This is a genomic window from Pararhodobacter marinus (assembly GCF_003122215.1).
GTDB lineage: Bacteria > Pseudomonadota > Alphaproteobacteria > Rhodobacterales > Rhodobacteraceae > Pararhodobacter > Pararhodobacter marinus.
Genome location: NZ_QEYD01000001.1, coordinates 422,439 through 446,070 on the forward strand (window position 1 = coordinate 422,439; position 23,632 = coordinate 446,070).

The window sequence follows — 23,632 nt, forward strand, 5'->3', positions numbered from 1 at the left end:
TTGATGCAACAGAAGTCGAAGGGAAAGTCCCTGATCTTTGGGGCGAGAGTGGCGCCCCAATCGGGCTGAAATCGGGCGTCAGATCAGGGTTCTGGGCCCGCCCGTGGCCGGATCGCGCCCCGGATCGCGCCTCGGATCCCTGCCCCGGCCGCCGCGCTTGAGGCCCAGCATGACGCCGCGATGCGCGCGCCGCAACCGCTCGTCCCGGGTGGCGTTGGTGGCGCGTTTCATATCCTCGGCATAGCCCAGCAGCGCGCCGGCCATCAGCCATGTGAAGGGAATGAGCGTGGCATTGGGCAGCAGGTCGAACATGTTCACGGCAAGGATCAGCGCGACGGTGCTGACTTCGATGGGCACGGCGGCGGCATGGCGGCGCGCGGCCTGAAAGGCCAGGGCATAGAGCGGTAGCGCCAGCATCCCGAACGCGGCGATATAGCCCAGCCAGCCGTAATGGCCGATGGTGATGATCCACTGACCGTCGACGATGGTCTCGGTCTCGCCAGTGGCGGTGTCGTAGACCATGAACCGGCCCCATCCGCCCCAGCCGAAAAGCGGCCGTTCCTCGACATGATCGAGAATGCGCTGTTCGTTGTTGAAGCGGTATTCCAGCGATTGCTCGCGCTCTTCGCTGATCTCGGCCACCTGATCGAGGATCGCCTGCGTCGGCACCAGTTCCAGCCCGCGCAGCAGCGGATAGGCGATGACCAGCGTGACCAGCATCGTGGCGATGGTCAGGTGGATGCGGGGTTTCAGCAAGAGGATGACCGGCACGAAGGCCAGCGTGTACAGAAGCGGCCCCATGGATTTGGTCAGCACCACCAGGAACAGGCCGAAACCCACCATGAGCAGCCGTTTGCCCGCCTGATCCTTGTCGGCGATACGGAACCGTCCGGCGGCGGCCATCGTGACCATGAAGGCGAAGAAGGCGACCCACAGCCCGTGCGGCATGAAGACGAAGGGCCGGAACCCGCCCTGCCGCATCGCCTGAGCAAAATCGTGCTGGAAAAAACCGTAGAGGCGGGTGTGCAGCTGCGGCGACATGCGCACTTCGTAGAGCATCGGCAGGGCATAGATCATTCCCGCGACGACCAGGGCCAGAAGGATCTCGCGCATGCCGTCGGGGCCGCGCAGGGCCTCGCGAGCCAGGAAGAACGGCAGCATGAAGAAGATCTGCTGCACCAGCGCCGAGCCGGAATCGTAGAATCTGAGCCCCGGCAGGCCCCACAGTTCCAGCGCGTTGGGATCAACGAGCCGCATCGAGCCGAAGCGGTCCACGCCGAACTGGATCGCGTCCATGTTGTTGAAAACGGTGATAGCCGGACTGATGAGGAACATCGCCACCAGCGCCCGCCCGACCCAGGCCTGCGGCACCAGGTTCGGCATCCGGCCCCAATAGGACATGCAAACGGCAAAGGCGGTAAGGTTGGGGATGCTTTCCTTGTTCAAAGGCGGGATCAGCGGGAAGTTGATGGCGCTGATCTGCGGCAGGAACATGTAGGCGCCCAGGATCGACCAGATCAGCGCCCGCTGTTGCGACATCTTGCGGAACATGACGATGACCACGACCGGATAGCCGACCAGCGCCAACAGCGCGAAAATGTTGCCGATCTGGATCATGCCTGCGCATCCCCTGCGCGCGACGGTCCCCGATCAAGGGGTCTCCGCCGTTTCATTGCCCGCTCTTTGCCCAAACCGCCCTACTCGCCCCTGACTGCACGCTTGCGGGCTTTCATGGCGCGGCGGGGGTATCTATAACCGTCTCCGGACGCGCTGTCTGCCCTCAGCCTGGGAGCATGGTGGCGAATTGCGTCCAGAGTATGGGGGATTCGTGGAGTTTTCATTCCCGCCGCACCGGATCGCGGTCAACATGCCCGATTCCGGCGCGCTGCTGGCCGAGGTGCGGCGCCGGTTTCGCGCGCAGGAAGGCTTCGCGCTGGCGACGATCAACCTGGATCATCTGGTGAAACTGTCGCGCGACCCGGATTTCCGCCGCGTCTATGCCGCGCAGGATCTGGTCTGCGCCGACGGCAACCCGATCGTCTGGCTGTCGAAACTGGCGGGCAAGCCCGTCTCGCTGGTGCCCGGCTCGGACATGGTGGTGCCGCTGGCCAGCCTTGCGGCGCGCGAAGAGGTCCCCGTGGCGCTGATGGGCTCGACGGACGAGGCATTGTCCGAGGCGGGCGCCGCGCTGGAGGGACGGGTGCCGGGCTTGCGGATCGTGTCGCGCATCGCGCCGCCGATGGGGTTCGATCCCACCGGTCCCGACGCCCGGCGCATCCTGCACGACATCGCGGCGTCCGGCGCAAGGCTGTGCTTCGTCGCGCTGGGCGCGCCCAAGCAGGAGCAATTCGCCGCTTTCGGCCGCGAGATCGCCCCGCAGGTCGGCTTTGCCTCGATCGGGGCGGGGCTGGATTTCCTGGCCGGACGTCAGCAGCGGGCGCCGGAATGGGTGCGCGCGATTGCCATGGAATGGGTCTGGCGGATGATGTCGAATCCCCGGCGGCTGGCGAAGCGGTATTTCGACTGTATCGTGATCCTGCCGGGTCAGGCGCTGCGCGCGTGGCGGCAGCGGTAAGCGGTCGGAAAGGCGATTTTCGCGGGCTTCCGACGGCAAGTCCGGGCTGGATGTTCCGGCCCGATTCCGGCAAGGTCGCCGGGCATTTTCGCGAACCACTTACCCGGGAGACTTCTGATGAAAACCCGCGCCGCCGTCGCCTTTGAGGCGAAGAAACCGCTCGAGATTGTCGAGCTTGACCTTGAAGGCCCGAAAGCGGGCGAAGTGCTGGTCGAAATCATGGCGACCGGCATCTGCCATACCGACGCCTACACGCTGGACGGGCTGGACAGCGAAGGGCTGTTCCCGTCGGTTCTGGGCCATGAAGGCGCGGGTATCGTGCGCGAAGTGGGCGCGGGCGTGACCTCGGTCAAGCCGGGCGACCACGTGATCCCGCTCTACACCCCCGAATGCCGCCAGTGCAAAAGCTGCCTGTCGGGCAAGACCAACCTGTGTACCGCGATCCGCGCCACGCAGGGCAAGGGCGTGATGCCCGACGGGACCTCGCGCTTCAGCTACAAGGGCGCGCCGGTCTATCACTACATGGGCTGCTCGACCTTCTCGAACTTCACCGTCCTGCCGGAAATCGCCGTGGCGAAGATCCGCGAGGACGCGCCCTTCGACAAGGCCTGCTATATCGGCTGCGGCGTGACCACCGGCGTGGGCGCGGTGATCAACTCGGCCAAGGTCGAGCCGGGCGCGAATGTCGTGGTCTTCGGTCTGGGCGGGATCGGCCTGAACGTGATCCAGGGCGCGCGCATGGTCGGCGCCGACAAGATCATCGGCGTCGATATCAACGACGACAAGGCGCAATGGGGCAAGATGTTCGGCATGACCGACTTCGTGAACCCGACCAGGATCGACGGCGACATCGTCGCCAAGCTGGTCGAGATGACCGATGGCGGCGCGGATTACACCTTCGACTGCACCGGCAACACGATGGTCATGCGCCAGGCGCTGGAAGCCTGCCACCGCGGCTGGGGCGTGTCGACGGTGATCGGCGTGGCCGAGGCGGGCAAGGAGATCTCGACCCGTCCGTTCCAGCTGGTGACCGGGCGCGTCTGGAAAGGCTCGGCCTTCGGCGGTGCGCGGGGCCGGACCGACGTTCCGAAGATCGTCGACTGGTACATGAACAAGAAGATCGAGATCGACCCGATGATCACCCACACGCTGACGCTGGAAGAGATCAACAAGGGCTTCGACCTGATGCACGAGGGCAAGTCGATCCGCTCGGTCGTGGTGTTCTGATGGAGCGGATCAACCGCTGGCGGTCGCATGGCGGCTGGCAGGAAGTCTGGCGTCATGACAGCGCCGAGACGGGAACGCCGATGGAGTTCTCGATCTTCCTGCCTGATGGCGAAGGGCCGATGCCCGTCGTCTGGTACCTGTCCGGGCTGACCTGCAACTGGTCGAACGTCACCGAGAAAGGCGAGTTTCGCGCGGCCTGCGCGAAACACGGCCTGATCTTCGTGGCGCCCGATACCTCGCCGCGCGGTGAGGCAGTGCCCGACGATCCCGAAGGCGCCTATGATTTCGGTCTGGGCGCGGGGTTCTATGTCGACAGCACGCGCGCGCCCTGGGCCACGAATTACCGCATGCGGTCCTATGTCGAGACGGAACTGCCGACGCTTCTGCGCCAGCATTTCCCGATGGATATGGACCGTCAGGCGATCATGGGCCATTCGATGGGCGGGCATGGCGCGCTGACGATCGGGCTGCGCAACGCGGCGCGGTTCCGCTCGGTTTCGGCCTTCGCGCCGATCTGCGCACCGACCGAATGCCCGTGGGGCCAGAAGGCGCTGGGCCAGTATCTGGGTCCGGACCAGGAGACCTGGGCCGAGTACGACGCCTGCCGCCTGATCGAAGGCGGCGCGCGGGTGGCCGCGCTGAAGGTCGATCAGGGTGCGGCGGACGGGTTTCTGGACAATCAGCTGATGCCCGGAAAGCTGGACGCGGCCTGCAAGGCTGCGGGTCAGCCGCTGGAGCTGGGTCTGCATGAAGGTTACGATCATTCGTATTACTTCATTTCCAGCTTCATGGGCGCGCATCTCGACTGGCATGCGGCGCATCTGACGGCCTGAAGGCCGAGTCTTTGGAAACGGGAGAGAGGGGGCTGTCTGCCCCCTCTTTGCCATCCGGCAAATTCACCCCCGAGGATATTTCCGGAACAAAGAGACGGGGCGCCAATGTCGCCCGGGCGATAGACGCGGCGCGGCGGCGCGATACCTTGGCCGCTGGACGCGATTGTTGCTAGGCTGAGACATCATCGACAGGAGTTTTCATGCGTTTCTTTAGAGCCGCGGCCTTGGCCGCTTTCATGGTGGCCCCGGCCATCGCGCAGGCGCAGGCCTGCGGCGGCAACTGGCAGGCCTTTGTCAACGACATGCGCGGGCAGGCGGTGCGCAATGGCATTCCGCAGAACGTGGCGGATGCGTTCTTCGGCGGGTTGCGCCAGAACCAGACGGTGCTGAGCCGCGACCGTGCGCAGGGGTTTTTCCAGCGACCCTTCATCGAATTCTCGCGCGCTTTGATCAGCCAGAACCGGCTGGATCGCGCGCGCCAGCTTCTGTCGCAGCAATCGGGCCTGTTCCAGCGCCTGCAATCGCAATACGGGATCAGCCCGGGCGTGATGCTGGCCTTCCTGGCCTTCGAGACGGATTTCGGCGCGGTGCAGGGCGATATCAACACCGCCGATGCGCTGGCGACGCTGTCGCATGATTGCCGCCGGCCCGAGCTGTTCCGCCCGCAGCTTCTGGCCATGGCCGAACTGTATCGCCGCGGCGATCTGGATCCGCGGACAACGCAGGGCGCCTGGGCGGGCGAAATCGGCATGGTGCAGATGCTGCCGCGCGACATTCTGGAGCTGGGCGTCGATGCCGATGGCAACGGTCATGTCGATGTGCGGGGTTCGATGGCCGATGCGGTGCTGACCGGGGCCGCGCTGCTGCGTCATCATGGCTGGCGCCCGAACGAGCCCTGGCTGGTCGAGGTCTCGGTGCCGCAGGGGCTGGACCTGCGCCAGACCGGTCTGCGCACGCGCATGAGCGTGAGCGACTGGGCGCGGCTGGGCGTGCAGGCGCGGGGAACCTCGTTGCCCTCGGGCGGGTTGCCGGCCTCGGTGATCCTGCCGCAGGGGCGGGGCGGGCCGGCCTTCATGATCTTCGACAATTTCCGCGTGCTGTTCGAGTGGAACCAGTCGTTTACCTATGTCGTGACCGCGGCCTATTTCGCCACCCGGATCGAAGGTGCGCCGGTCTATGACGCGGGCAACCCGCAGCCGGGGTTGAACCAGAACCAGATGGTGGATCTGCAGCGCCGCCTGCAGGCGCGGGGCTTCGACGTGGGCGGTGCCGACGGCATCCTGGGTGCCGGGACGCGTGCCGCCGTGCAGGACGTGCAGGCGCAGCTGGGCCTGCCGGCCGATGGCTGGCCGACGCCGGATCTGCTGCGCCGGTTGTGATTTCGGCCTGACCGGGTTTCCGGGACCCGCGACGCCGCGCTTTTGGCTTGCCCGAAAGCGCGGCGTCTTCGTAAGCTCGGGCGGGAAGTCAAAGAAACCAATGGGGAGACCACGATGGGACGCCGCGACGAGCTGATTGCGAAATACGCCGAGGATTTGCGCACCAAATGCGGCATGGAGCCGGATATGGACCTGCTGACCAAGGTCACCATCGGTTGCGGGCCGTCGATCTACGACGCCGATTCTGCGACCGTGGCGGCCAGCCAGCCCGGCGAGATCGAGACGGTCAAGACCAAGTACCTGATGAAGAAGCTGGGCCTTCCGGACGGGCCGGCGCTGGACGAGGCCATCAACAGCGTGATCGAGACCTATGGCAAGTCCGAGCGCAACAAGTACCGCGCGGTCGTCTATTACATGCTGTGCAAGCATTTCGGCAAGGAAGCGGTCTACGCCTGAGCGCGGGACCGCGATGCGCGGCATTTGACTGAAATGCCAGGTACTTGCGCTTTGCCTTGAGCGCGCGGCTGTGACAGGGTGAGTTCAGGGCCAGGACGGCCCGGGGCATATCCGGATCTACGTGTGGTGCGAAGGGCACGTGGGAAGATGGGGGTTCCGGGCGATCGGACCCCCATCGCTTTTTCTGCGCGATGTTTCAGAGCGACGCCGCGAACCGCCCGGCTGGGCGTTGATGCCGTCGCTTCGTGGGGTGTTCCCTTGCAGGATGACTGCGGGTCCCGCTTTCGGTGGCGCAACGCGTCATGGGCGCAGTTCCCTACGCTTATGGGCTGTTATCGCGCGCGGGCACGATGCACCGCCGTCACGCAGCGCCATCCCCCACCGGCTGCGCCTGTTCCCTTGCCCGGCCATGGCGCGGCGGCCCTTTTCCGCCGTCCTGCTGACCTGTCAGAGATCAGTAAACCCGAACGTGTCGAAGTCCCGGCCATAGGCTTCGCGTACCAGGCGGGTGATGTAGCTGTCCCGGATCTCGGACAAGGCGGGGCGCGACGTAGGGGAGCTGTCGCCTTCCCGTTCCGGCGTCCAGTCCGGAGGAGCGTCATGGCCAAGACGGCGGGCAAGCCGGGGCAGATCCTCGGCCAGATCCTCTTCGCGCAGCACGAGGTCGGGCGAGATCACCCTGGCATAGCCGTCGAGCAGCGCCGCCTGGGTGGCCCAGATCGGCCAGGGTTGCAGCCCGGTCTGCCCCGAGATCGAGGCGCGGCAGAATTTCAGATAAGCTTTGAACGCATCGCGGAAACCGTCTTCCGATGAACTGGCGCGCGTCGGATCGGTATCGAAGAGGCGGATCATGTGATCGCGCACCGGCGCAACCTCTCCCGTGACGATGCGGGCGCAGAACACCGAATAGGCCCGCTCGAGCGGATGGCGCAAAACCGTGAAACTGCGCAGCCCTGCGCGGTCCCGACGCCAGCGATGCAGCCGCCCCTCGTCGAAACCGGTGGTCAGCGCTTCGGGCGCCACCTGATCGAGAGCGGCCATCCAGCGGATCACCCCGGCTTCCGGCCCCCCGCGCAGGGGCAGAAACAGGAGCCGCGTCTGCGCCCCGCCCTGCGCCGCGTCCAGCATGGGCCCGCGCCGGACCTCGAAATTCGGGGTGCGGCCCAGATCGAAACGGTCGATCCGCGCCAGCGCCTTGGCCACATCGCCGGGATTGGAGAGTTTCTGGTCCAGCGGCTCGGGGTTCTGTTTCTTCAACGCCCGCGGCAGCCGGTCGATACGCGATGCCAGACCCAGCCAGCGCGCCAGCCCGTTGAGTACGTCGAGATCATTGGCATCGTCGTAGCCGATATAGAACGCGCTCTGACCCGTGGACTGCAGGGTGTTGAGAATCTCGATCTGCGTGGATTGCAGCCGGGACAGATGGGTTTCGAATTCACCGGCGTCGAAGCTGACCTGCGTTTGTCGGCGGTTTTTCACATCGCCCAGCTTCCACTGGTTCGTCGCCGCCGCGATCTTGCGCGAGACATAGCTGTCGAGCGGGTTGCGGGTGAGCACGATCTTGGCACAGGCGGTATCGCGCAGGACATGGTCCCAGATCCGGGGATCGTGGTCATGGAACAGCCGGAAACCCGGCATCCGCGCGCCCGTCGCGCGCGCGGCCATCATCAGCGACCACGGATCGGCTTCGCGCTGGGCGAAGGTCACGCCGAGATAGCTTTCGGTGCCGGGGGTATTGAGGAAGCCCGTGTTGAACAGCTCGCCATGGCATTCGATGCCGTCGAAGGCGTTCAGATTCGATTCCAGCAGGTTCGAACCCGTCCGCATCTCGGCGAGGATCACGAAATAGTCGAAGGCCATCATTTCATCCGATGCGAGGGGCCGGGCGGCAGCGGCGTGGTCGGGAAATCGCCCATCAGCACCGGCTGCATGCCCTGATTGCGCAGATCCTGCAGGAACGAGCCGAAACCGTTCAGGTCGACCAGTTCGGGAATGCGGATCATCCGCGACTGCACATGCGGCGCGATCTCGTCGAACAGCAGATGCAGGGGTTCAGCGGGATTCTCCAGGAACTCGGCCATGGTCCAGATGCGAATCCGCGCGCGCACATGGGGCGAATGCAGGATGTCGATCATGTCGGATTCGATGCGCTGCAGCCGCGCCGCCTCGCGCCGGATCTCGGCCACGTCGCGGCCCGACAGATAGAGCGGCACCGCCCAGGCGCCCGAAATGACGGAAATCTGCGCGTTGGAATCGGTGGCCATGAACCACAGAAGATCATAGCGCCGCCCCTGCGTGTCGCCCGGCCCGAACTGGAAGCACTGCCGCTCGCCCCGCGCCGACCACAAAAGGTTGGTCAGGAACGCGCGCGGGTTATAGTCGCGCAGGCTCGCGCTGTAGGACAAACCGCCCGCGAAGGTCTTCTCGCGCCCGGCGAACTCGACCTTGCGGGGGGCGAAGAGATGCCCGTGCACCCGGCAATTCGCGACCGAGGACAGCCAGCCCTCGAAATCCCGGAACACCTCGGTGAAGCCCTGAAACACCGAATACGGCTCGGCGGTCTTGCCGTTCTCTCGGTTCTGCATCGGGAAGCGGCTGGCCATGTAAAGCCCGGCGCGGCCCCGGATGCGCTGTTCGGTGGCGCGGGCGAAATGCCGGTCGATGCGCGAGGGCTGCGGCTCGGCATGGTTCACCTCGCCGGAACCGGGCGACAGGAAATGCTGGTACAGCCGGTCGGAACCCCGCCAGATCTTGCGCGCCATGAAGCAATCCGAGCGACGCAGAAGTTGCAGGTGATCGTCGTAGAACACATGCGGCTTGCCCTGGTGGTCGAACTTTCCCAGCGTCGGCGAGCGGCTTTCGATCCGGCGTGTGTGAAGCCGCACCAGTGTCTGGAAATAGCTCTCGTCAGGGATCCAGACGCGCTTGAAATAGCGGTCATAGACCGGGCGCATCGGGTCCTTCAGGATCGCCTCGAGCGTGTCACGCGTCAAGCACCACCACTGGCTGCCGATATGCGGCACAATCCCGTCGGGGATGTCGCGTTTCACGTGCAACAATCGCTGCGCGTCGACCAGCCGGTCAAACAGCCATTTGTTGGTCTTGAACCCTACCGGAAAATGCAGCGTGAAGCGTTCTTCGGACAGTCCGCCCTTGGTCCAGTTCACATCCGCCACGCTGACGGATTCGATGAAATCGGTATCGGGATGGCGGTCAAGCCACGCCTGCAGATCCGCCACGGGGCGCAGTGGCAGGCAGGCGCCCGACATCGCATAGACGCGCTCGACCTTCGGGAAATCGCCCAGCAGCCGTTCGGTCGCGGCCTGCATCGCCGCCACCAGCGACCACTTGCCCCAATCGCAGCGAAAGCGCCGGCAGAACCGCACATCGGGCAGGTCGGCCAGCGCCTGAACCAGGGCGGCGCGGTCCTGCGGCGGGGTGCGCGCATCGACATGGATCACCACCGGGCTGCCCGCTTGCGCGACGAACCGCGCCACCTGCGCGGCCCGGTCCAGCGCGGTATGCACCAGCATGATGAAGCCCAGCCGCGCGCTCACGCCCAGCTTCCTTTCGACATCAGCCCCATGATTTCCAGCTGCCGCCAGTTGATGAAACGCTCGGACCATTTCGTCCACAGGTTCGTCTCGTCGTCCAGCCCGCGCGCATAGGCGTGGTACTCGCGTCCGCCCATGTAATGCTCGCCGCGCGCCAGCTCTTCCTCGGCCTTGTCGCCCAGCGTGGCGAGGAATTTCGCGTGGAGCAGACAGCCCGAGGCCTTCTCGCCCCCCAGCGTGTCATAGGTCAGGTTCAACCCGCGCGGCAGCAACATATGGGTCGAACTGACATAGGCGTAGGAGCGGTGCCATTTCACCAAGGGCACCTTGTTGAGCGCCGGCGCGGCTTTCGGTTGGTCCGCAAAGAAGGCGCGCGCGCGGGGACCGCCCTGGATCCACAGATTGCGGAAAGCGGCGTTGCGGGTGATCGTGTAATTCGCGCTATCGAACCAGCAGGCGATTTCCAGCGGGTTGCGCCCCTCGATGCAGGGCTGATCCTTCACCGCCCCGCGCGGATAGACATCCAGCAACAGCGTCCCGAAACTGCGCAATCCGGCATCGTCCAGCCAGTCGGTCAGTGCGCGCAAGGGCCGCGTGTCGCAGAACGGATAGAGAAAGAACTCGTCGACATCGACCACCAGCGACCAGTGACCGTGACCATGGCGGCGCAACAGCGCGTTCATCCAGTCCATGCCGAAGCGCGACGCCTTGTAGCTTGCCCCGGTTCGCCAGAGCGAGACGTCGGGCTGCGCGCCCAGATACTCGCCCGACCCGTCCTCGGACCCGTTATCCACGATCAGGAAATGCTGCACGCCCAGATCGCGGTAATATTTCAGGAAATAGGGCAGCCGGGGCTTTTCGTTGCGCAGCGTGGCGAAAAGCAGGATCGCATCCCGGTCGATCGCGCCCGTCCGGTCGTTCACCGCCCGCAACTCGCGCCCCTTGCGCCGGGCGCGAAACAGCCAGCGCCGACGGCGCATCCGCAAACGGTATGAAGATACAACGCCCACGCGTCACCCACTGCCCAAGCCTGTTCCGGCTCGTTTTTCTGCGCCGGACTGTAACCCGAAGCGGATCACCGGCAAACCCCTAACTGCCGTCCGGGTTGATCACCCCCAGCCGCCGCGAGACATCAGCCCCTCGGCCTCCAGCTGGCGCCAGTCCCGATAGCGCGTGGACGACGCGGTCCACAGATCCGGCGACCGCGTCAGCGCATCGTAGTAATCGTCGAAGGCCCCCGGCTCGCCGAAATGCTGGCGGCGGGTTTTCTCCTCGGCGGATTTCGCGTCGATCCCGGGCAGGAACTTGGTGTGCAGCAACACGCCCGAAAGCTTCTCGCCACCCCCCGTCTCGTAGACCGAGCCGTTCAGCCAGCGCGGCAACATCACATGGGTCGAGTTCAGATAGGCATAGCGCCAGTGCCACTTGACCAGCGGGATCTTGGTCAGCGTGGGCCCGCGCTCGGGCCGGTCGGCAAAGAACATCCGTGGCCGCGGTCCGCCCTGTATCCACAGCGCGCCGGTATCGGGCTTGCGGACGATGGTGTAATTGCCCCGGTCATACCATCCCAGCGCCTCGACCGGGTTCTGGCCGGGCCGATAGGCCACTTCGTCGAGCGGGCCCTCGGGATAAAGATCCAGCATCAGCGCGCCCAGGGCCACCTCGCCCTCGGCCTCCAGAAATTCGCACAGGGCCGGCAAGGGGCGCGTGTCGTGGTGGGGATAGACCAGCAGCTCGTCGGCATCGACGCCCAGACACCAATGCCCCACCCCGTGGCGCTGCATCAGCGCCATCATCCAGTCGACCCCGAACCGCGCCGCGCGGTAGCTGGCGCGCGTGTGCCACAGCGAAACGTCGGGCTGCGCGGCCAGGTAATCGCCGCTGCCATCGTCGCTGTCATTGTCCACGACCAGGAAATGGCGGACACCCAAACCTCTGTAATGGCACAGGAAATACGGAAGCCGCTGAACCTCGTTCCGCAGGCAGGTAAAGGCCAGCACATCCCCCGGCGCGATCTGGTCCGTGCGGTCGGCCAGCGCGGCCAGCTCACGCCGCTTCAGGAAAGCGCGCGCGATCCGCAGCTGCCGTCTCCGGCGCCACTTATAGGCACTCCACAGGCTTCGGGCACTGGGCATCGGAATCCTTCGCGTGTTTCACTGTGCCCTAAATACTCTCGGGGGTGAATTCGCGAAAGCGAAGAGGGGGCGGAAAGCCCCCTCTCTTTTTCTCTGCCGATGCGGGCGGCTTACTGCGCCGCGTTGCGCATCGCCATCATGTCGTAGATGTAATCCTGCAGCTCGTCGCGCAGGTCCTCGCGGGCCAGGCCGAAGGCGATCGTGGCCTGCAGGAACCCGGCTTTCGAGCCGCAATCGAAACGCTGGCCCTCGAAGCGATAGCCGTAGACGTTGTTCTTCTCGGTGATCTGGCGGGCGATCGCGTCGGTGAGCTGGATTTCGCCACCGGCGCCGGTTTCATGGCTGTCGAGCGCGCGCATCACGTCGGCCGACAGCACGTAGCGGCCGATCACCGCCAGGTTCGACGGCTGGGTGCCGGGCGCGGGTTTCTCGACCATCCCCGAGACCGGCAGCACCGCGCTCATCCCGGTGGGAACGTCGAGGATCCCGTAGGACGAGGCCTTGTCGGCGGGCACTTCCATCGCCGCAACCATGTTGCCGCCGGTTTCCTCGTAGGCTTCCAGCATCTGCTTGAGGCAGGGCTTCTCGGCGGCGATCACGTCGTCGGGCAGGATCACGGCAAAGGGTTCGTTGCCGACCAGGTGACGCGCGCACCACACGGCATGGCCCAGACCCAGCGCCTGGTTCTGGCGGACATAGGAAATCGCGCCCGATTCCATGCAGGTGTCGTTATAGATGTCCAGGAGCGATTGCTTGTTCTTCGCCTTCAGCGACATTTCCAGCTCGGGCGAGCGGTCGAAGTAATCTTCCAGCGCGCTTTTGCCGCGCGAGGTGACGAAGATGAACTCCTCGATCCCGGCTTCGCGGGCCTCGTCGATCGCGTATTGGATCAGCGGGCGATCCACCAGCGTCAGAACTTCTTTCGGGACGGCTTTCGTCGCGGGCAGGAAACGGGTGCCCAGGCCGGCGACGGGGAAGACGGCTTTCGTGACTTTATTCTTGCGCATCGGGACGCTCCACCTTGCTAAACACATCGTGGGTCTCTGCCCACCGACAAGATGGTTAATCGCGGCCAATCGGGGCGCGATTGTGTCCGGAAACCGGGATTTTGTTGATGAATCAAGAAAAGCGGGGCCGGCGCGCGCCGCAATGCGCCAAAACGCGCGCCAGGGGGCGGACCTGCTTATTTCAGCGTCACGTCCGGGCTGAGAACCAGGAAGAACGGGTTCTCGTAGCCGGGCTTTCCATAGGTCAGCGGCGTGTGGTCGTCGAATCGCAGCACTTTGCCGCCCGCGCCCAGAACCACGGCATGACCGGCGGCGGTGTCCCATTCCATCGTCCGGCCCAGGCGGGGATAGAAATCGGCCTCGCCGGTCGCGACCAGACAGAATTTCAGCGACGAGCCCGCGCTTTTCGCGTCCTTGACGGCATAGCGGTTGATGTATGCGTCGGTCGCCGCGTCGCGATGCGATTTCGACGCCACGACCAAGAGCGCGTCATTGTCGGGTTCGGACACGCGGATCGGCGTCACCTCGCCCTGCTTCTCGCCGAACGGCCCGGTCTCTTCGACCGACGCCCCATCGGCGCGGGTATAGAACAGCCGTTCCTTGGCGGGGGCATAGACCACCCCGCGCACCGGCACGCCGTTTTCCACCAGCGCGATATTCACGGTGAAATCCCCGCGGCGCTGGACGAATTCCTTGGTCCCGTCCAGCGGGTCGACGATGATGAAGCGGTCGGCTTTCAGCATATGCGTTTCGGCGGCTTCCTCGGTCACCACGGGAATTTCGGGAAAGTCCTTGGCCAGCTCGGCGCGGATCACCTCGTCGGCGGCCTCGTCGGCCTCGGTCACCGGCGAATTGTCCGACTTCGCGCGGGCTTCGAAATCGGGGCGGCCATAGACCTCCATGATGACCGCGCCGGCCTGAAGGGCGATCTTGCGGAATGCGGTCTCGATGAGTTGATGAAAATCGTCCGACATCAATAATATCCTTGGGTGGACGCGTCAGAGCGCGAGTTGATCGAATTCGGCTTTGCACTTATCCTCTGGCGCTCCCCGAATGCAAGGTTCGGGGTTTCTTACCGGCGGAAAGATCACCGATGCTCAGCAATCGCAGTCAGGACGGATGGTTCGTCTCGGCCTTCACGATCCTTGAACTGATCTATCACGCCGGCGTCCGGTCGGTGCGCAACCAGCATGGCAACGCCATGATGGGGCTGTTGATGAACATCGCCCAGACGCTGCTTCTGGTCGGCGTTTTCTACGGCATGTATTATTTCGTGGGCTGGAAGCCGGGCGGGATCCGGGGCGATTTCCTGCTGTATCTGATGACCGGCGTGTTCCTGTTCATGTGCCATGTGAAGGCGATGAGCGCGGTGGTCGGGGCCGAGGGTCCGACCTCGGCGATGATGAAACACGCGCCGATGAACACCATTGTCGCCATCGGTGCCGCCGCTCTGGGCGAGCTTTACGTTCAGATCCTGTCGGTGTCGGTGGTGTTGTTCATCTACCACGCCGCGTGGGAGCCCTTGGTGATCCACGATCCGCTGGGCTGTATCCTGATGCTGCTGCTGGCGTGGTTTTCCGGCGTCGCGGTGGGGACGATCTTTCTGGCGATGAAACCGTGGTCGCCCAAGGCCGTCGGCCTGATGTCGCAAATCTATTCGCGCACCAACATGTTCGCCTCGGGCAAGATGTTCGTGGCCAATTCGCTGCCCGGAATCATGCTGCCCTATTTCCTGTGGAACCCACTTTTCCACATCATCGATCAGGCGCGCGGTTTCGCGTTTCTGAATTACAACCCGCATTACACCAGCACGCTTTACCCGGTCGTCGTGACCTTCGCGCTTCTGCTTCTTGGCCTGATGGGAGAATTCTACACCCGCAGGCGTGCATCGCTGAGCTGGGGCGCCAAGCAATAGGAGTTTTCCATGCTGTTGCGTTTCCTTATTCTTCTGACCTGTCTGTTCGTGGCCCCGTTCACGGCCAACCCTGCGCTGGCGCAGGAATTTCCGGCGCTTCACCGCGTGGTGGATGTGCGTGCGGGCGATGTGCTCAATATCCGCGCCGAACCCGATGCGAGGGCCGAGATCGTCGGCCGGTTCGACCGTACCCAGACCGGGATCGAGGTGATCGGCCTGTCCGAAGACCGCCGCTGGGGCCTGGTGCGCACCGAGGAAAGGGTCGGCTGGTCCTCGATGCGCTATCTCGAGGCCGAGCGGTCCGATAGCTGGATCGACGGCCGGCAAAGCCTGACCTGCATGGGAACCGAGCCGTTCTGGACGTTCCATCTGTCTCTGCCGGGCAACGCGGCGAGCTATGACAGCCTTGCCGAGGGCGCGATGACCTTTACCACCGATGCGCCCGACCTGCCCCGCACGCGCGGCCCCTATACGCTGGCCGTGCCGTTTACGGGGCCGCGCAACGGCATGGTGACAATCCGCAACGCGGTCTGTGACGACGGGATGAGCGACCGGCTCTACGGGCTTGAGGCGCAGGTCTATTGGCGGGGGCGCACCGAGGGCCTGTCGGGCTGCTGCATGCTGGGCAACTAGCGCGCGCTTGTCTTTCGCCGGCGGGCGGGCATAGATGCACCTGTTAACAAACAGGATCCCATGCCCACAATCTATATAGATGCCGATGCCTGCCCCGTTCGTGACGAAGCCCTGCGCACCGCGCTCAGGCATGACGCCGCCATCGTGTTCGTCTCGAATGGCGGGATCCGCCCCGTGGATCATCCGAAGGTGCGGATGGTCTATGTCGATCAGGGCGCGGACGCAGCGGACAAATGGATCGCCGAGGCCTGCAAGCCGGGTGATGTCGCCGTCACCGCCGACATTCCTCTGGCCGCGCGCTGCGTCGATGCCGGGGCGCTGGTGCTGAAACCCGACGGGTCCGAGCTGACCGCGTCAAGCGTGGGACAGGCGCTGGCGATGCGCGATCTGGCGGCCGATCTGCGCTCGGCCGATCCGTTCCGGCAGGGCTCGGGCAAAAGCTTCACCCAGCGCGACCGCGCGCGCTTTGCCCAGGCGCTGGACCGCGCGCTGACGAGGGCCCGATGACAGCAACCGCCCTGCCCGTCGCGCTTCTGGGCGGGTTATGCGCGGTGGGCGCCTCGCTGGGCTTTTCGCTCAACGACATGGCGATCAAGTTCCTGTCGGGCGCCTATCCCCTGCATCAGGTCGTGCTGATCCGCTCGGTGATCGCGCTGGCGATCATGCTTGCCGTGGTGATCCCGTTTTCGGGCGGCTACGGCATCCTGCGCACGCGGATGCCCGGCAAGCACGTCTTGCGCGGCTGTTTCATTGTCATGGCCAACATGACCTATTTCATCGCGCTGGCGGCCATGCCGATTGCCGATGCCACGGCGATCTTCTTCGTCAGTCCGCTTGTCATTGCCCTGTTCTCGATCGTGTTCCTGGGCGAAACGGTCGGCCCGCGACGGTGGACGGCGATCGGGCTGGGCCTGTCGGGCGTCGTAGTGATGATCCGGCCCGGCACCGATGCCTTCACGCCAATCGCGCTTTTGCCGCTTCTGGCCGCGACCGCCTATGCCGGGCTGCACACGATGACGCGGCATATCGGCCTGCGCGAGACGGCGGCGACAATGGCGACCTATTCGCAATTCACCTTTCTGGGTTTCAGCATCGTTTTCGGCCTGATTGCCGGGCGCGGCGATTTCCTGCCTGCCGATGCCGGACCGTCGATGGATTTCCTTTTGCGCGGCTGGATCTGGCCGCAATGGCGCGATGTGCCGTTTTTCTGTCTTGCCGGGATCGGTACCGCACTGGGCGGGTTGCTCATCGCCCAGGCCTATCGCCTATGCGAGGCCGCGCTGGTGGCGCCGCTGGAATATGTCGCCATGCCGATGGCGATAGTCTGGGGCGTGGCGGTGTTCGGGGAATGGCCGGATCTGGTTTCATGGATCGGAATCACGCTGATCCTGGGCGCCGGAATTTATCTGATATGGCGGGAAACGCGTAATACCGGATGAGCCGGTTTTGCAAAATGCTATTGACCTGAGAAGGCTTCTTGTGCACAGCAAGAGTGTTACCACTCATTGACAGGATCAAACCATGATCGACCTGGACGCTCTTTCGTTAAAAGAGCTGAAGCAACTCAAGAAAGAGGTCGATGCAGCTGTTATCGAGTATGCCGAACGGGAACGCCGTCGTGCCTTGGAAGAAGTCGAGGCTTTCGCGCGCGAGCGCGGGTTGACGGTTGCCGATCTTAACGAGTTGGGCGCAAAGAAAAAGCGCAAGCCGGCTGCAGCGAAATACGCCAACCCTGAAGATCCCTCGCAGACCTGGAGCGGCCGCGGCCGTCGTCCGCGCTGGATCGAAGCGGCCCTCAGCAACGGGAAGTCGCTTGAAGATATGGCGCTCTGACGCGGTTTTTTTAACAGGTTCATGAATGAGAGCCTGTTTCGTGATAATCGCGGTTTGAAATTCCGATTGTTGGCAATTGCCATCGCAATTCTTCGGAACATTAAAAAACGGCGGCCCAAGGGTCGCCGTTTTTTTCAACTTAAGGTTACTTATCGCCGATCAGAAAGACGTTTCATTCAACTCCAGGTCGGATGAAACTTGCCTACGGGAGAAAGCGTAAAGATTTCGCAACCATCGGCTGTCACGCCGATCGAATGCTCGAATTGTGCCGACAAGGACTTGTCACGCGTCACGGCGGTCCATTCATCGGCCAGAACCTTGGTTTCCGCGCGGCCCAGATTGACCATCGGTTCAATGGTAAAGAACATGCCCTCTTCCAGCCGTGCCTCGCGCCCCGGGCGGCCGTAATGCAGCACGTTGGGCGGCGCGTGGAACACCCGGCCCAGCCCGTGGCCGCAGAAATCGCGAACGACGGACATGCGCTGCGCTTCCACGTAGCTCTGAATCGCGTAGCCGATATCGCCGAAGGTATTACCCGGCTTTACCGCCTCGATCCCCAGCATCAGCGCGTCATGCGTCACCTGGATCAGCCGCTCGGCCTTGCGACCCAGCTCGCCCGCGACATACATCCGCGAGGTATCGCCGAACCATCCATCGACGATGACGGTGACGTCGATATTCAGGATATCGCCGTTGCGCAGCACCTTGTCGCCGGGAATCCCGTGGCAGACCACATGGTTGACCGAGATGCAGCTGGCATGCTGGTATCCGCGATAGCCGATCGTCGCCGAGGTCACCCCCGCCGTCTTGATCATCTCTTCGATCAGCCGGTCGATTTCGCCGGTCTTCTGGCCGGGAAACACATGCTCGGCGATATCGTCCAGAATCTGCGCGGCAACCTGCCCCGCCTTGTGCATCCCTGCGAAATCTTCCGGATCGTGAAGCCTGATCCCTTCGCGGGTGACGGTGCCCTTCTTGTCGTACACGGCATGACCTCTTTCTTTGAGGCCCTAAATAGGCGTTCCCGGCGAAAATGACCAGTCGGGCGCCTTTTCGGCGGGGTTCAGCAGGCCATTCAGGCAAAGCCGGCCCGCAATGTGTTGCGCCGAAGTCGCGACCGACGCGCGTTCAGGCAGTCTGCCCAAGCCTCTCTTGCCTCTGACCCCGGGTCCCATAGAGTGAAGCGCAACCCCGGGGGACCGACGATCATGCAGCACAAAACCGCGTTCTGGGCGCCCGCCGCCTTTGCCCTGGCCTTTGCCGGCGCATCGGGCGCGCAGGGCTTCGAGATCGAGACCGGCCTCGACGTGCTGCAATCCCCCAACACGCTTATCGAGGGCCTGCACCGGCTCTATATCGGGCGCCGCATCTCGCCCACCTTCAGCGTGGGGCAATCCATCTATTCGGGCGCGCTGGGTGATGCTGGCGGCGCGTTCTTCTGGGGGTTCGAGGGCGTGGCCACCCTACCCGTCAGCCAGCGCCTGTCGCTGTCGATGTCGGGCTTTGTCGGCGGCGGCGGCGGCGCGGCGCAGGTGATCGGCGACGGGCTGATGCTGCGCGCGGGCGTCGCGCTGGATTATCAGCTGTCGCCGTCGTGGGACGTGCAGGCCCATGCCGCATGGCTCAGCATTGACGGCGCGCCCATCGACGGCCCGACCTTCGGGCTTGGCCTGCGTTACCGTGTCGGCGCGGGCGGGATGGGCTTCAGCACCGGCGGCGTGCCGGAATTCGACGCCATTTCGGTCTTTGCCACGCAGACCACCTCGCCTTCGGGCACGCGGACCCGGCCCGGGCCCCAGCAGCCCGATATCTCGATGGTCGGCGCGCGCTTCCATGTCGATACCGGCCCCAACACGCAGCTGTGGTTCGGCGGCGCCGGTGCGGCGCGCGGCGCGCAGGGGTATATGCAGATCATGGGCGGGGCCCGTTATATCCGCCCGGTCGGCGGCCTGAGCTTCTTTGCGGAAGGGTCGGCAGGCTTTGCGGGCGGCGGGCTGGTCGATACGGGCGCGGGCCTGCTTCTGGGCGCGGCGCTGGGCGCCAGCATGCCGATCACCCGCACGCTGGATGTAGAGCTGTCGGTCGGTGCCACCGTCGCGCCCGACGGCGATTTCTCTGCGGCGACGCTGACCCTGGGCCTGATGCGGCATTTCAACCGCGACGGCATGGGCGGCGGCGCGCAGCGCTGGGCCTATACCGGCGGCGTTCAGGCGCAATCGGCCGAAACGGGCTTTTTCATCACCCCGCGTCCGGGCACCGATTACGTGCTGATGCAGCACAGCGCGTTCGATTACTTCCTGACCGACCGGGTCTATGCCACCGGCAGCGCCATGACCGCGCTGCAGGGCGGTGTTGCGGGCTATGCGCTGGGCATGGTGGGGCTGGGATACGAGATGCCACTGAGCGCGCGCTGGAGCGTGTCGGTCGAGGGCCTGCTGGGCGCGGCCGGGGGCGGCGGCGTCAACACGGCGGGCGGCATCGTCGCCGGGCTGCAGGCGGATATCGACTACCGGGTCGGCGAAAGCTGGCGCATCTCGGCCGGGATCGGGCAGCTGGCCAGTCTGGAGTCAGGCGGGATGCAGCCGGTGACGCTGTCGCTGGGCGTGAAGATCCCCTTCACCACGCATCGCTGAAGCCAGGCTGAACCTGTTCCGGCACCGATTGGAAAGCCCGCCCAACCGCGCTAACCTCCGGCCGAACGCCAAAGAGGTAATACAGCGCCATGGGCAATCCTACCGCCGCCATGCTCGTCATCGGGGACGAAATCCTGTCGGGCCGCACCCGCGACACCAACACCAACCACCTGGCCAAGGAACTGGCCAATCGCGGTATCCGCCTGTGCGAAGCCCGCGTTGTGGCCGACGACCAAGACGCCATCGTCGCGGCGGTGAACGCCCTGCGCGGCGCCTATGACACGGTTTTCACCTCGGGCGGGATCGGTCCCACGCATGACGACATCACCGCCGATGCCGTCGCCGCCGCCTTCGGCGTGCCCATCGATGTGCGCGAGGATGCGCGCGCGATCCTCGAGGCGCATTACCAGCGCACCGGGTTCGAGCTGAATGAGATGCGCCTGCGCATGGCCCGCATCCCCGAAGGCGCCACGCTGATCGACAACCCGGTCTCGGCCGCGCCCGGCTTCACGCTGGGCAATGTCCATGTGATGGCCGGTGTCCCCGCGATTTTCGAGGCGATGGTGGCCAGCGTCCTGCCCACGCTGACGGGCGGCGATCCGCTGCTGAGCCAGATGATCGATATCGACCGGGGCGAAGGTGAGATTGCGGGCAAGCTGAAGGCGCTGGCCGAGAAATTCCCCGACCTGAGCTTCGGCAGCTATCCCTACCAGCGCAACGGCGCCTATGGCACGCAACTGGTCGTGCGCGGCACCGATGGCGGGCAACTCGACCGGGCGATGGTCGAACTGGCGGCGCTGGCGCAATGAGCGCCGCGCTGTTCGAGGCGCTGGAGGCCAGCTGGCCGCCCGCTTCCTCCGCCTCTGCCGGTCCTTTCCGCCGCCGCGACGGTGCGGGGGGCGGCAAGCGGACCAGCGCGACCGTGCTGGACGGCGCTTTTTCCGAGGCCGCGCTCGATGCGCTCGGCCCCGATCCGCTGTTCCAGATCCGCCCCGGCGTCACCGAGGGCCAGAAAGCGCTGGACCACGCGCTTGAGGCGCGCGGCTACCGCATCGTCGATCCGACCGTGCTGATGACCGCGCCGATCGGAACGATCGCCGAAAAGCCCAGGCCGATCACCCTGCCGGTAATCTGGCCGCCGCTGGCGATCCACCGGCGCATCTGGGAAACGGCGCAGGTCGGCCCCGAGCGGATCGCCGTGATGTACCGCGCCGCCGATCCCAAGACCGCCGCCATCGCCCGTATCCGCGACAAGCCCGCGGGCGTGGGCTTCGTGTCGGTGCACGAGGGCATCGCCATGCTGCACGCGCTCTATGTCGAACCGCCCTTCCGGCGCGAAGGCGTCGGGCGCGATATGGTGCGCGGGCTGGCCTGGTGGGCACAGCAGAACGGCGCGCAGACCTTCGCGCTGGCCGTGGTCGCGGCCAATACCGGCGCGCGCGCGCTTTACACCGCTCTCGGCATGTCCGAGGTTGCTGCCTATCACTACAGGGAGACGACACCATGACCCGGATCAGCGCGCTGGACCTGCCGCAGATGGACCCGCTGCCGCCCGAAACGCAGCGCTATTTCGACATCTGCCAGGAAAAGCTGGGCATGGTGCCGAACGTGTTGCAGGCCTATGCCTTCGACATCACCAAGCTGAATGCTTTCACGGCGATGTATAACGACCTGATGCTGGGGCCGTCCGGCCTGTCGAAGCTGGAACGCGAGATGATCGCGGTCGTGGTCTCGTCGATCAACCGCTGCTGGTATTGCCAGGTGGCGCATGGCGCCGCGGTGCGCGCGCTGGGCACGCCGGAACTGGGCGAGGCGATGGTGATGAACTGGCGCTACGCCAAGCTCGACGCGCGCCAGACGGCGATGCTGACCTTTGCCGAGAAAGCGACCAAGGCGTCGGCCGAGATCACCGAACCCGACCGTCAGGCGCTGCGCGACGCGGGTTTTTCGGACCGCGACATCTTCGACATCGCCTCGACCGTCGGCTTCTACAACATGTCGAACCGCGTCGCATCAGCGATCGGAATGGAACCCAATCCGGAATATCATGGTCAGGCCCGTTGATCCGGGCTTGACCCTCACGCCGGCGTGATCAGATTTGCCGCACCAGACCGGTCGGGCGGCTTTTCATTCTGCCCGAAATACTCCGGGGGTGCGGGGGCTGGCCCCCGCGTCCCCGTCAGCCACGGATTGCGCCGATGCAACAGAAAACCCCGCTTGTCACCCCCGTCCTGATCGGCGGCTGTCTGGTCATCATGATCGGCTTCGCCATCCGCGCCTCGTTCGGCGTGTTCCAGATCCCCATTGCCGAGGAATTCGGCTGGCCGCGGGCGGAGTTCTCGCTTGCGATCGCGGTTCAGAACCTGGCCTGGGGCATCGGCCAGCCGCTGTTCGGCGCGGTAGCCGAGCGGTTCGGCGACCGCCGGGCCATCGTGCTGGGCGCGCTGTTCTACGCCGCCGGCCTTGTCCTGTCGGCCTTTGCGATGACGCCGGGCACGATGCAGCTGCTCGAGATCCTCGTGGGCTTCGGCATCGCCGGGACCGGCTTCGGGGTGATCCTGGCCGTGGTGGGCCGCGCCGCCTCGGACGAGAACCGCTCGCTGGCGCTGGGCATCGCCACCGCCGCCGGCTCGGCGGGGCAGGTCTTCGGCGCGCCGGTGGCCGAGCTGTTGCTGGCGTCCTTCCCGTGGCAGACCGTGTTCATGATCTTCGCGGTCGCCATCCTTGCCGTTCTGGCGGTGCTTCCGATGATGCGTTCGCCCGCCATGGCGACGCGGGCCGAGCTGGAACAAAGCATGGGGCAGGCGCTGCTGCAGGCCTTTCGCGATCCGTCCTTCTCGCTGATTTTCCTGGGCTTCTTTTCCTGCGGCTATCAGCTGGCCTTCATCACCGCGCATTTTCCGGCCATGGTGACCGAGATGTGCGGCGCGATTGCCCCGAACGGCTATCTGGCCGCGCTGGGCATCACCACCACCTCGGCACTGGGCGCGGTGGCCATCGCGGTGATCGGGCTGGCCAATATCGCGGGCACCATCGCCGCCGCCTGGGCGGGCAAGCGCTGGTCGAAGAAATACCTGCTGGCAGGGATCTATCTGGCCCGGACCGTGGTGGCCGCGACCTTCATCCTGCTGCCGATCACGCCCGCCTCGGTGCTGATCTTCTCGCTTTTGATGGGCGCCTTGTGGCTGGCCACGGTCCCGCTGACCTCGGGTCTGGTCGCGCATATCTACGGGCTGCGCTACATGGGCACGCTGTACGGTTTCGTGTTCCTCAGCCACCAGATCGGCGGTTTCCTGGGCGTCTGGCTGGGCGGCGCGCTGTATGATGTCTACGGCGATTACACGCTGGTCTGGTGGGTCGGCGTCGCGGTGGGCGCGTTCTCGGCGCTGGTGCATCTGCCGATCCGAGAGAAGCCGCTCAACGCCCCGCTGGTGGCGGCGCAGTGAGGACCT

23 protein-coding genes are annotated in these 23,632 nt (G+C 65.0%); 15 read left to right on the plus strand and 8 right to left on the minus strand.

The window, feature by feature from the left end:
- Positions 1 to 78: 78 nt before the first annotated feature.
- Positions 79 to 1,617, minus strand: a complete 1,539-nt coding sequence (locus tag C4N9_RS02055) for an O-antigen ligase family protein (RefSeq protein WP_109531609.1) — start codon at positions 1,615 to 1,617, stop codon at positions 79 to 81.
- A 211-nt stretch (positions 1,618 to 1,828) separates the two neighbouring features.
- On the opposite strand from C4N9_RS02055, the gene C4N9_RS02060 reads away from it, so the two are divergent.
- From C4N9_RS02060 to C4N9_RS02080, 5 genes are all read left to right on the plus strand, one after another.
- Positions 1,829 to 2,575, plus strand: a complete 747-nt coding sequence (locus tag C4N9_RS02060) for a WecB/TagA/CpsF family glycosyltransferase (protein ID WP_245902422.1) — start codon at positions 1,829 to 1,831, stop codon at positions 2,573 to 2,575.
- 117 nt (positions 2,576 to 2,692) lie between these two features.
- Positions 2,693 to 3,802: an S-(hydroxymethyl)glutathione dehydrogenase/class III alcohol dehydrogenase gene (locus C4N9_RS02065; RefSeq protein ID WP_109531611.1), complete on the plus strand. Its 1,110-nt coding sequence runs from the start codon at positions 2,693 to 2,695 to the stop codon at positions 3,800 to 3,802.
- Positions 3,802 to 4,635, plus strand: coding sequence for an S-formylglutathione hydrolase (gene fghA, locus C4N9_RS02070; RefSeq protein WP_109531612.1), 834 nt, complete (start codon positions 3,802 to 3,804; stop codon positions 4,633 to 4,635). The genes C4N9_RS02065 and fghA overlap by 1 nt, the downstream gene beginning before the upstream one ends.
- A 200-nt stretch (positions 4,636 to 4,835) precedes the next feature.
- Positions 4,836 to 6,014 carry a lytic murein transglycosylase gene (locus C4N9_RS02075; RefSeq protein ID WP_109531613.1) on the plus strand — a complete coding sequence of 393 codons (1,179 nt, stop codon included), beginning with the start codon at positions 4,836 to 4,838 and terminating at the stop codon, positions 6,012 to 6,014.
- 114 nt (positions 6,015 to 6,128) lie between these two features.
- Positions 6,129 to 6,470: a DUF2853 family protein gene (locus C4N9_RS02080; protein WP_109531614.1), complete on the plus strand. Its 342-nt coding sequence runs from the start codon at positions 6,129 to 6,131 to the stop codon at positions 6,468 to 6,470.
- Between the two features lie 447 nt (positions 6,471 to 6,917).
- Here C4N9_RS02080 and C4N9_RS02085 read toward each other — a convergent pair whose 3' ends face one another.
- The 6 genes from C4N9_RS02085 to cysQ all read right to left on the minus strand — a co-directional run bounded on the left by C4N9_RS02085 (position 6,918) and on the right by cysQ (position 14,140).
- Complete coding sequence (locus C4N9_RS02085; RefSeq protein ID WP_109531615.1) at positions 6,918 to 8,330, minus strand: sulfotransferase family 2 domain-containing protein; 1,413 nt, start codon at positions 8,328 to 8,330, stop codon at positions 6,918 to 6,920.
- Positions 8,330 to 10,003, minus strand: a complete 1,674-nt coding sequence (locus C4N9_RS02090) for a DUF5927 domain-containing protein (protein ID WP_109531761.1) — start codon at positions 10,001 to 10,003, stop codon at positions 8,330 to 8,332. Before C4N9_RS02090 ends, C4N9_RS02085 begins: the two co-directional genes overlap by 1 nt.
- Before the next feature lie 20 nt (positions 10,004 to 10,023).
- The gene (locus C4N9_RS02095) at positions 10,024 to 11,004 is read right to left on the minus strand and encodes a glycosyltransferase family 2 protein (RefSeq protein WP_210403952.1); all 981 of its coding nucleotides are present in this window, start codon (positions 11,002 to 11,004) and stop codon (positions 10,024 to 10,026) included.
- A gap of 129 nt (positions 11,005 to 11,133) precedes the next feature.
- Positions 11,134 to 12,159 (minus strand): glycosyltransferase family 2 protein, encoded by a 1,026-nt coding sequence (locus tag C4N9_RS02100; RefSeq protein WP_109531617.1) that lies wholly within the window; start codon positions 12,157 to 12,159, stop codon positions 11,134 to 11,136.
- A 110-nt stretch (positions 12,160 to 12,269) separates the two neighbouring features.
- Positions 12,270 to 13,166, minus strand: a complete 897-nt coding sequence (galU, locus tag C4N9_RS02105; RefSeq protein ID WP_109531618.1) for a UTP--glucose-1-phosphate uridylyltransferase GalU — start codon at positions 13,164 to 13,166, stop codon at positions 12,270 to 12,272.
- A 176-nt stretch (positions 13,167 to 13,342) separates the two neighbouring features.
- The gene (gene cysQ / locus C4N9_RS02110; RefSeq protein WP_109531619.1) at positions 13,343 to 14,140 is read right to left on the minus strand and encodes a 3'(2'),5'-bisphosphate nucleotidase CysQ; all 798 of its coding nucleotides are present in this window, start codon (positions 14,138 to 14,140) and stop codon (positions 13,343 to 13,345) included.
- A gap of 119 nt (positions 14,141 to 14,259) precedes the next feature.
- On the opposite strand from cysQ, the gene C4N9_RS02115 reads away from it, so the two are divergent.
- The 5 genes from C4N9_RS02115 to C4N9_RS02135 all read left to right on the plus strand — a co-directional run bounded on the left by C4N9_RS02115 (position 14,260) and on the right by C4N9_RS02135 (position 17,547).
- Positions 14,260 to 15,081 carry an ABC transporter permease gene (locus tag C4N9_RS02115; protein WP_109531620.1) on the plus strand — a complete coding sequence of 274 codons (822 nt, stop codon included), beginning with the start codon at positions 14,260 to 14,262 and terminating at the stop codon, positions 15,079 to 15,081.
- A gap of 9 nt (positions 15,082 to 15,090) precedes the next feature.
- Positions 15,091 to 15,714 (plus strand): hypothetical protein, encoded by a 624-nt coding sequence (locus C4N9_RS02120; protein WP_109531621.1) that lies wholly within the window; start codon positions 15,091 to 15,093, stop codon positions 15,712 to 15,714.
- A gap of 60 nt (positions 15,715 to 15,774) precedes the next feature.
- Positions 15,775 to 16,221, plus strand: coding sequence for a YaiI/YqxD family protein (locus C4N9_RS02125; protein WP_109531622.1), 447 nt, complete (start codon positions 15,775 to 15,777; stop codon positions 16,219 to 16,221).
- Entirely contained in the window at positions 16,218 to 17,153 is a 936-nt protein-coding gene (locus C4N9_RS02130) for a DMT family transporter (RefSeq protein WP_109531623.1), read from the plus strand. The genes C4N9_RS02125 and C4N9_RS02130 overlap by 4 nt, the downstream gene beginning before the upstream one ends.
- 82 nt (positions 17,154 to 17,235) lie before the next feature.
- Positions 17,236 to 17,547, plus strand: a complete 312-nt coding sequence (locus C4N9_RS02135; RefSeq protein WP_109531624.1) for an H-NS histone family protein — start codon at positions 17,236 to 17,238, stop codon at positions 17,545 to 17,547.
- A 176-nt stretch (positions 17,548 to 17,723) separates the two neighbouring features.
- Here C4N9_RS02135 and map read toward each other — a convergent pair whose 3' ends face one another.
- Positions 17,724 to 18,533, minus strand: coding sequence for a type I methionyl aminopeptidase (gene map, locus C4N9_RS02140; protein WP_109531625.1), 810 nt, complete (start codon positions 18,531 to 18,533; stop codon positions 17,724 to 17,726).
- A 222-nt stretch (positions 18,534 to 18,755) separates the two neighbouring features.
- On the opposite strand from map, the gene C4N9_RS02145 reads away from it, so the two are divergent.
- The 5 genes from C4N9_RS02145 to C4N9_RS02165 all read left to right on the plus strand — a co-directional run bounded on the left by C4N9_RS02145 (position 18,756) and on the right by C4N9_RS02165 (position 23,626).
- Positions 18,756 to 20,180 carry a hypothetical protein gene (locus tag C4N9_RS02145; protein WP_109531626.1) on the plus strand — a complete coding sequence of 475 codons (1,425 nt, stop codon included), beginning with the start codon at positions 18,756 to 18,758 and terminating at the stop codon, positions 20,178 to 20,180.
- 89 nt (positions 20,181 to 20,269) lie between these two features.
- Positions 20,270 to 20,989, plus strand: coding sequence for a competence/damage-inducible protein A (locus tag C4N9_RS02150; RefSeq protein ID WP_109531627.1), 720 nt, complete (start codon positions 20,270 to 20,272; stop codon positions 20,987 to 20,989).
- The gene (locus tag C4N9_RS02155) at positions 20,986 to 21,687 is read left to right on the plus strand and encodes a GNAT family N-acetyltransferase (RefSeq protein ID WP_109531628.1); all 702 of its coding nucleotides are present in this window, start codon (positions 20,986 to 20,988) and stop codon (positions 21,685 to 21,687) included. The genes C4N9_RS02150 and C4N9_RS02155 overlap by 4 nt, the downstream gene beginning before the upstream one ends.
- On the plus strand, positions 21,684 to 22,244 hold the full coding sequence (locus C4N9_RS02160; protein ID WP_109531629.1) for a peroxidase-related enzyme: 561 nt from the start codon (positions 21,684 to 21,686) through the stop codon (positions 22,242 to 22,244). The genes C4N9_RS02155 and C4N9_RS02160 overlap by 4 nt, the downstream gene beginning before the upstream one ends.
- Positions 22,245 to 22,378: 134 nt before the next feature.
- Positions 22,379 to 23,626: an MFS transporter gene (locus C4N9_RS02165; RefSeq protein WP_109531630.1), complete on the plus strand. Its 1,248-nt coding sequence runs from the start codon at positions 22,379 to 22,381 to the stop codon at positions 23,624 to 23,626.
- Positions 23,627 to 23,632 lie beyond the last annotated feature (6 nt).

Excerpts from the sequence above, each read along its gene's own strand:
- C4N9_RS02150 (WP_109531627.1), top strand. The coding sequence starts at position 20,270 with ATGGGCAATCCTACCGCCGCCATGCTCGTCATCGGGGACGAAATCCTG.
- C4N9_RS02115 (WP_109531620.1), top strand. The coding sequence starts at position 14,260 with ATGCTCAGCAATCGCAGTCAGGACGGATGGTTCGTCTCGGCCTTCACG.
- C4N9_RS02095 (WP_210403952.1), bottom strand. The coding sequence starts at position 11,004 with ATGCGCCGTCGGCGCTGGCTGTTTCGCGCCCGGCGCAAGGGGCGCGAG.
- C4N9_RS02130 (WP_109531623.1), top strand. The coding sequence starts at position 16,218 with ATGACAGCAACCGCCCTGCCCGTCGCGCTTCTGGGCGGGTTATGCGCG.
- C4N9_RS02155 (WP_109531628.1), top strand. The coding sequence starts at position 20,986 with ATGAGCGCCGCGCTGTTCGAGGCGCTGGAGGCCAGCTGGCCGCCCGCT.
- C4N9_RS02100 (WP_109531617.1), bottom strand. The coding sequence starts at position 12,159 with ATGCCCAGTGCCCGAAGCCTGTGGAGTGCCTATAAGTGGCGCCGGAGA.
- galU (WP_109531618.1), bottom strand. The coding sequence starts at position 13,166 with ATGCGCAAGAATAAAGTCACGAAAGCCGTCTTCCCCGTCGCCGGCCTG.
- C4N9_RS02160 (WP_109531629.1), top strand. The coding sequence starts at position 21,684 with ATGACCCGGATCAGCGCGCTGGACCTGCCGCAGATGGACCCGCTGCCG.
- C4N9_RS02145 (WP_109531626.1), top strand. The coding sequence starts at position 18,756 with ATGCAGCACAAAACCGCGTTCTGGGCGCCCGCCGCCTTTGCCCTGGCC.
- C4N9_RS02125 (WP_109531622.1), top strand. The coding sequence starts at position 15,775 with ATGCCCACAATCTATATAGATGCCGATGCCTGCCCCGTTCGTGACGAA.
- C4N9_RS02055 (WP_109531609.1), bottom strand. The coding sequence starts at position 1,617 with ATGATCCAGATCGGCAACATTTTCGCGCTGTTGGCGCTGGTCGGCTAT.
- C4N9_RS02135 (WP_109531624.1), top strand. The coding sequence starts at position 17,236 with ATGATCGACCTGGACGCTCTTTCGTTAAAAGAGCTGAAGCAACTCAAG.
- C4N9_RS02075 (WP_109531613.1), top strand. The coding sequence starts at position 4,836 with ATGCGTTTCTTTAGAGCCGCGGCCTTGGCCGCTTTCATGGTGGCCCCG.
- C4N9_RS02080 (WP_109531614.1), top strand. The coding sequence starts at position 6,129 with ATGGGACGCCGCGACGAGCTGATTGCGAAATACGCCGAGGATTTGCGC.
- C4N9_RS02085 (WP_109531615.1), bottom strand. The coding sequence starts at position 8,330 with ATGGCCTTCGACTATTTCGTGATCCTCGCCGAGATGCGGACGGGTTCG.
- C4N9_RS02120 (WP_109531621.1), top strand. The coding sequence starts at position 15,091 with ATGCTGTTGCGTTTCCTTATTCTTCTGACCTGTCTGTTCGTGGCCCCG.
- C4N9_RS02065 (WP_109531611.1), top strand. The coding sequence starts at position 2,693 with ATGAAAACCCGCGCCGCCGTCGCCTTTGAGGCGAAGAAACCGCTCGAG.
- fghA (WP_109531612.1), top strand. The coding sequence starts at position 3,802 with ATGGAGCGGATCAACCGCTGGCGGTCGCATGGCGGCTGGCAGGAAGTC.
- C4N9_RS02090 (WP_109531761.1), bottom strand. The coding sequence starts at position 10,003 with ATGCTGGTGCATACCGCGCTGGACCGGGCCGCGCAGGTGGCGCGGTTC.
- C4N9_RS02165 (WP_109531630.1), top strand. The coding sequence starts at position 22,379 with ATGCAACAGAAAACCCCGCTTGTCACCCCCGTCCTGATCGGCGGCTGT.
- cysQ (WP_109531619.1), bottom strand. The coding sequence starts at position 14,140 with ATGTCGGACGATTTTCATCAACTCATCGAGACCGCATTCCGCAAGATC.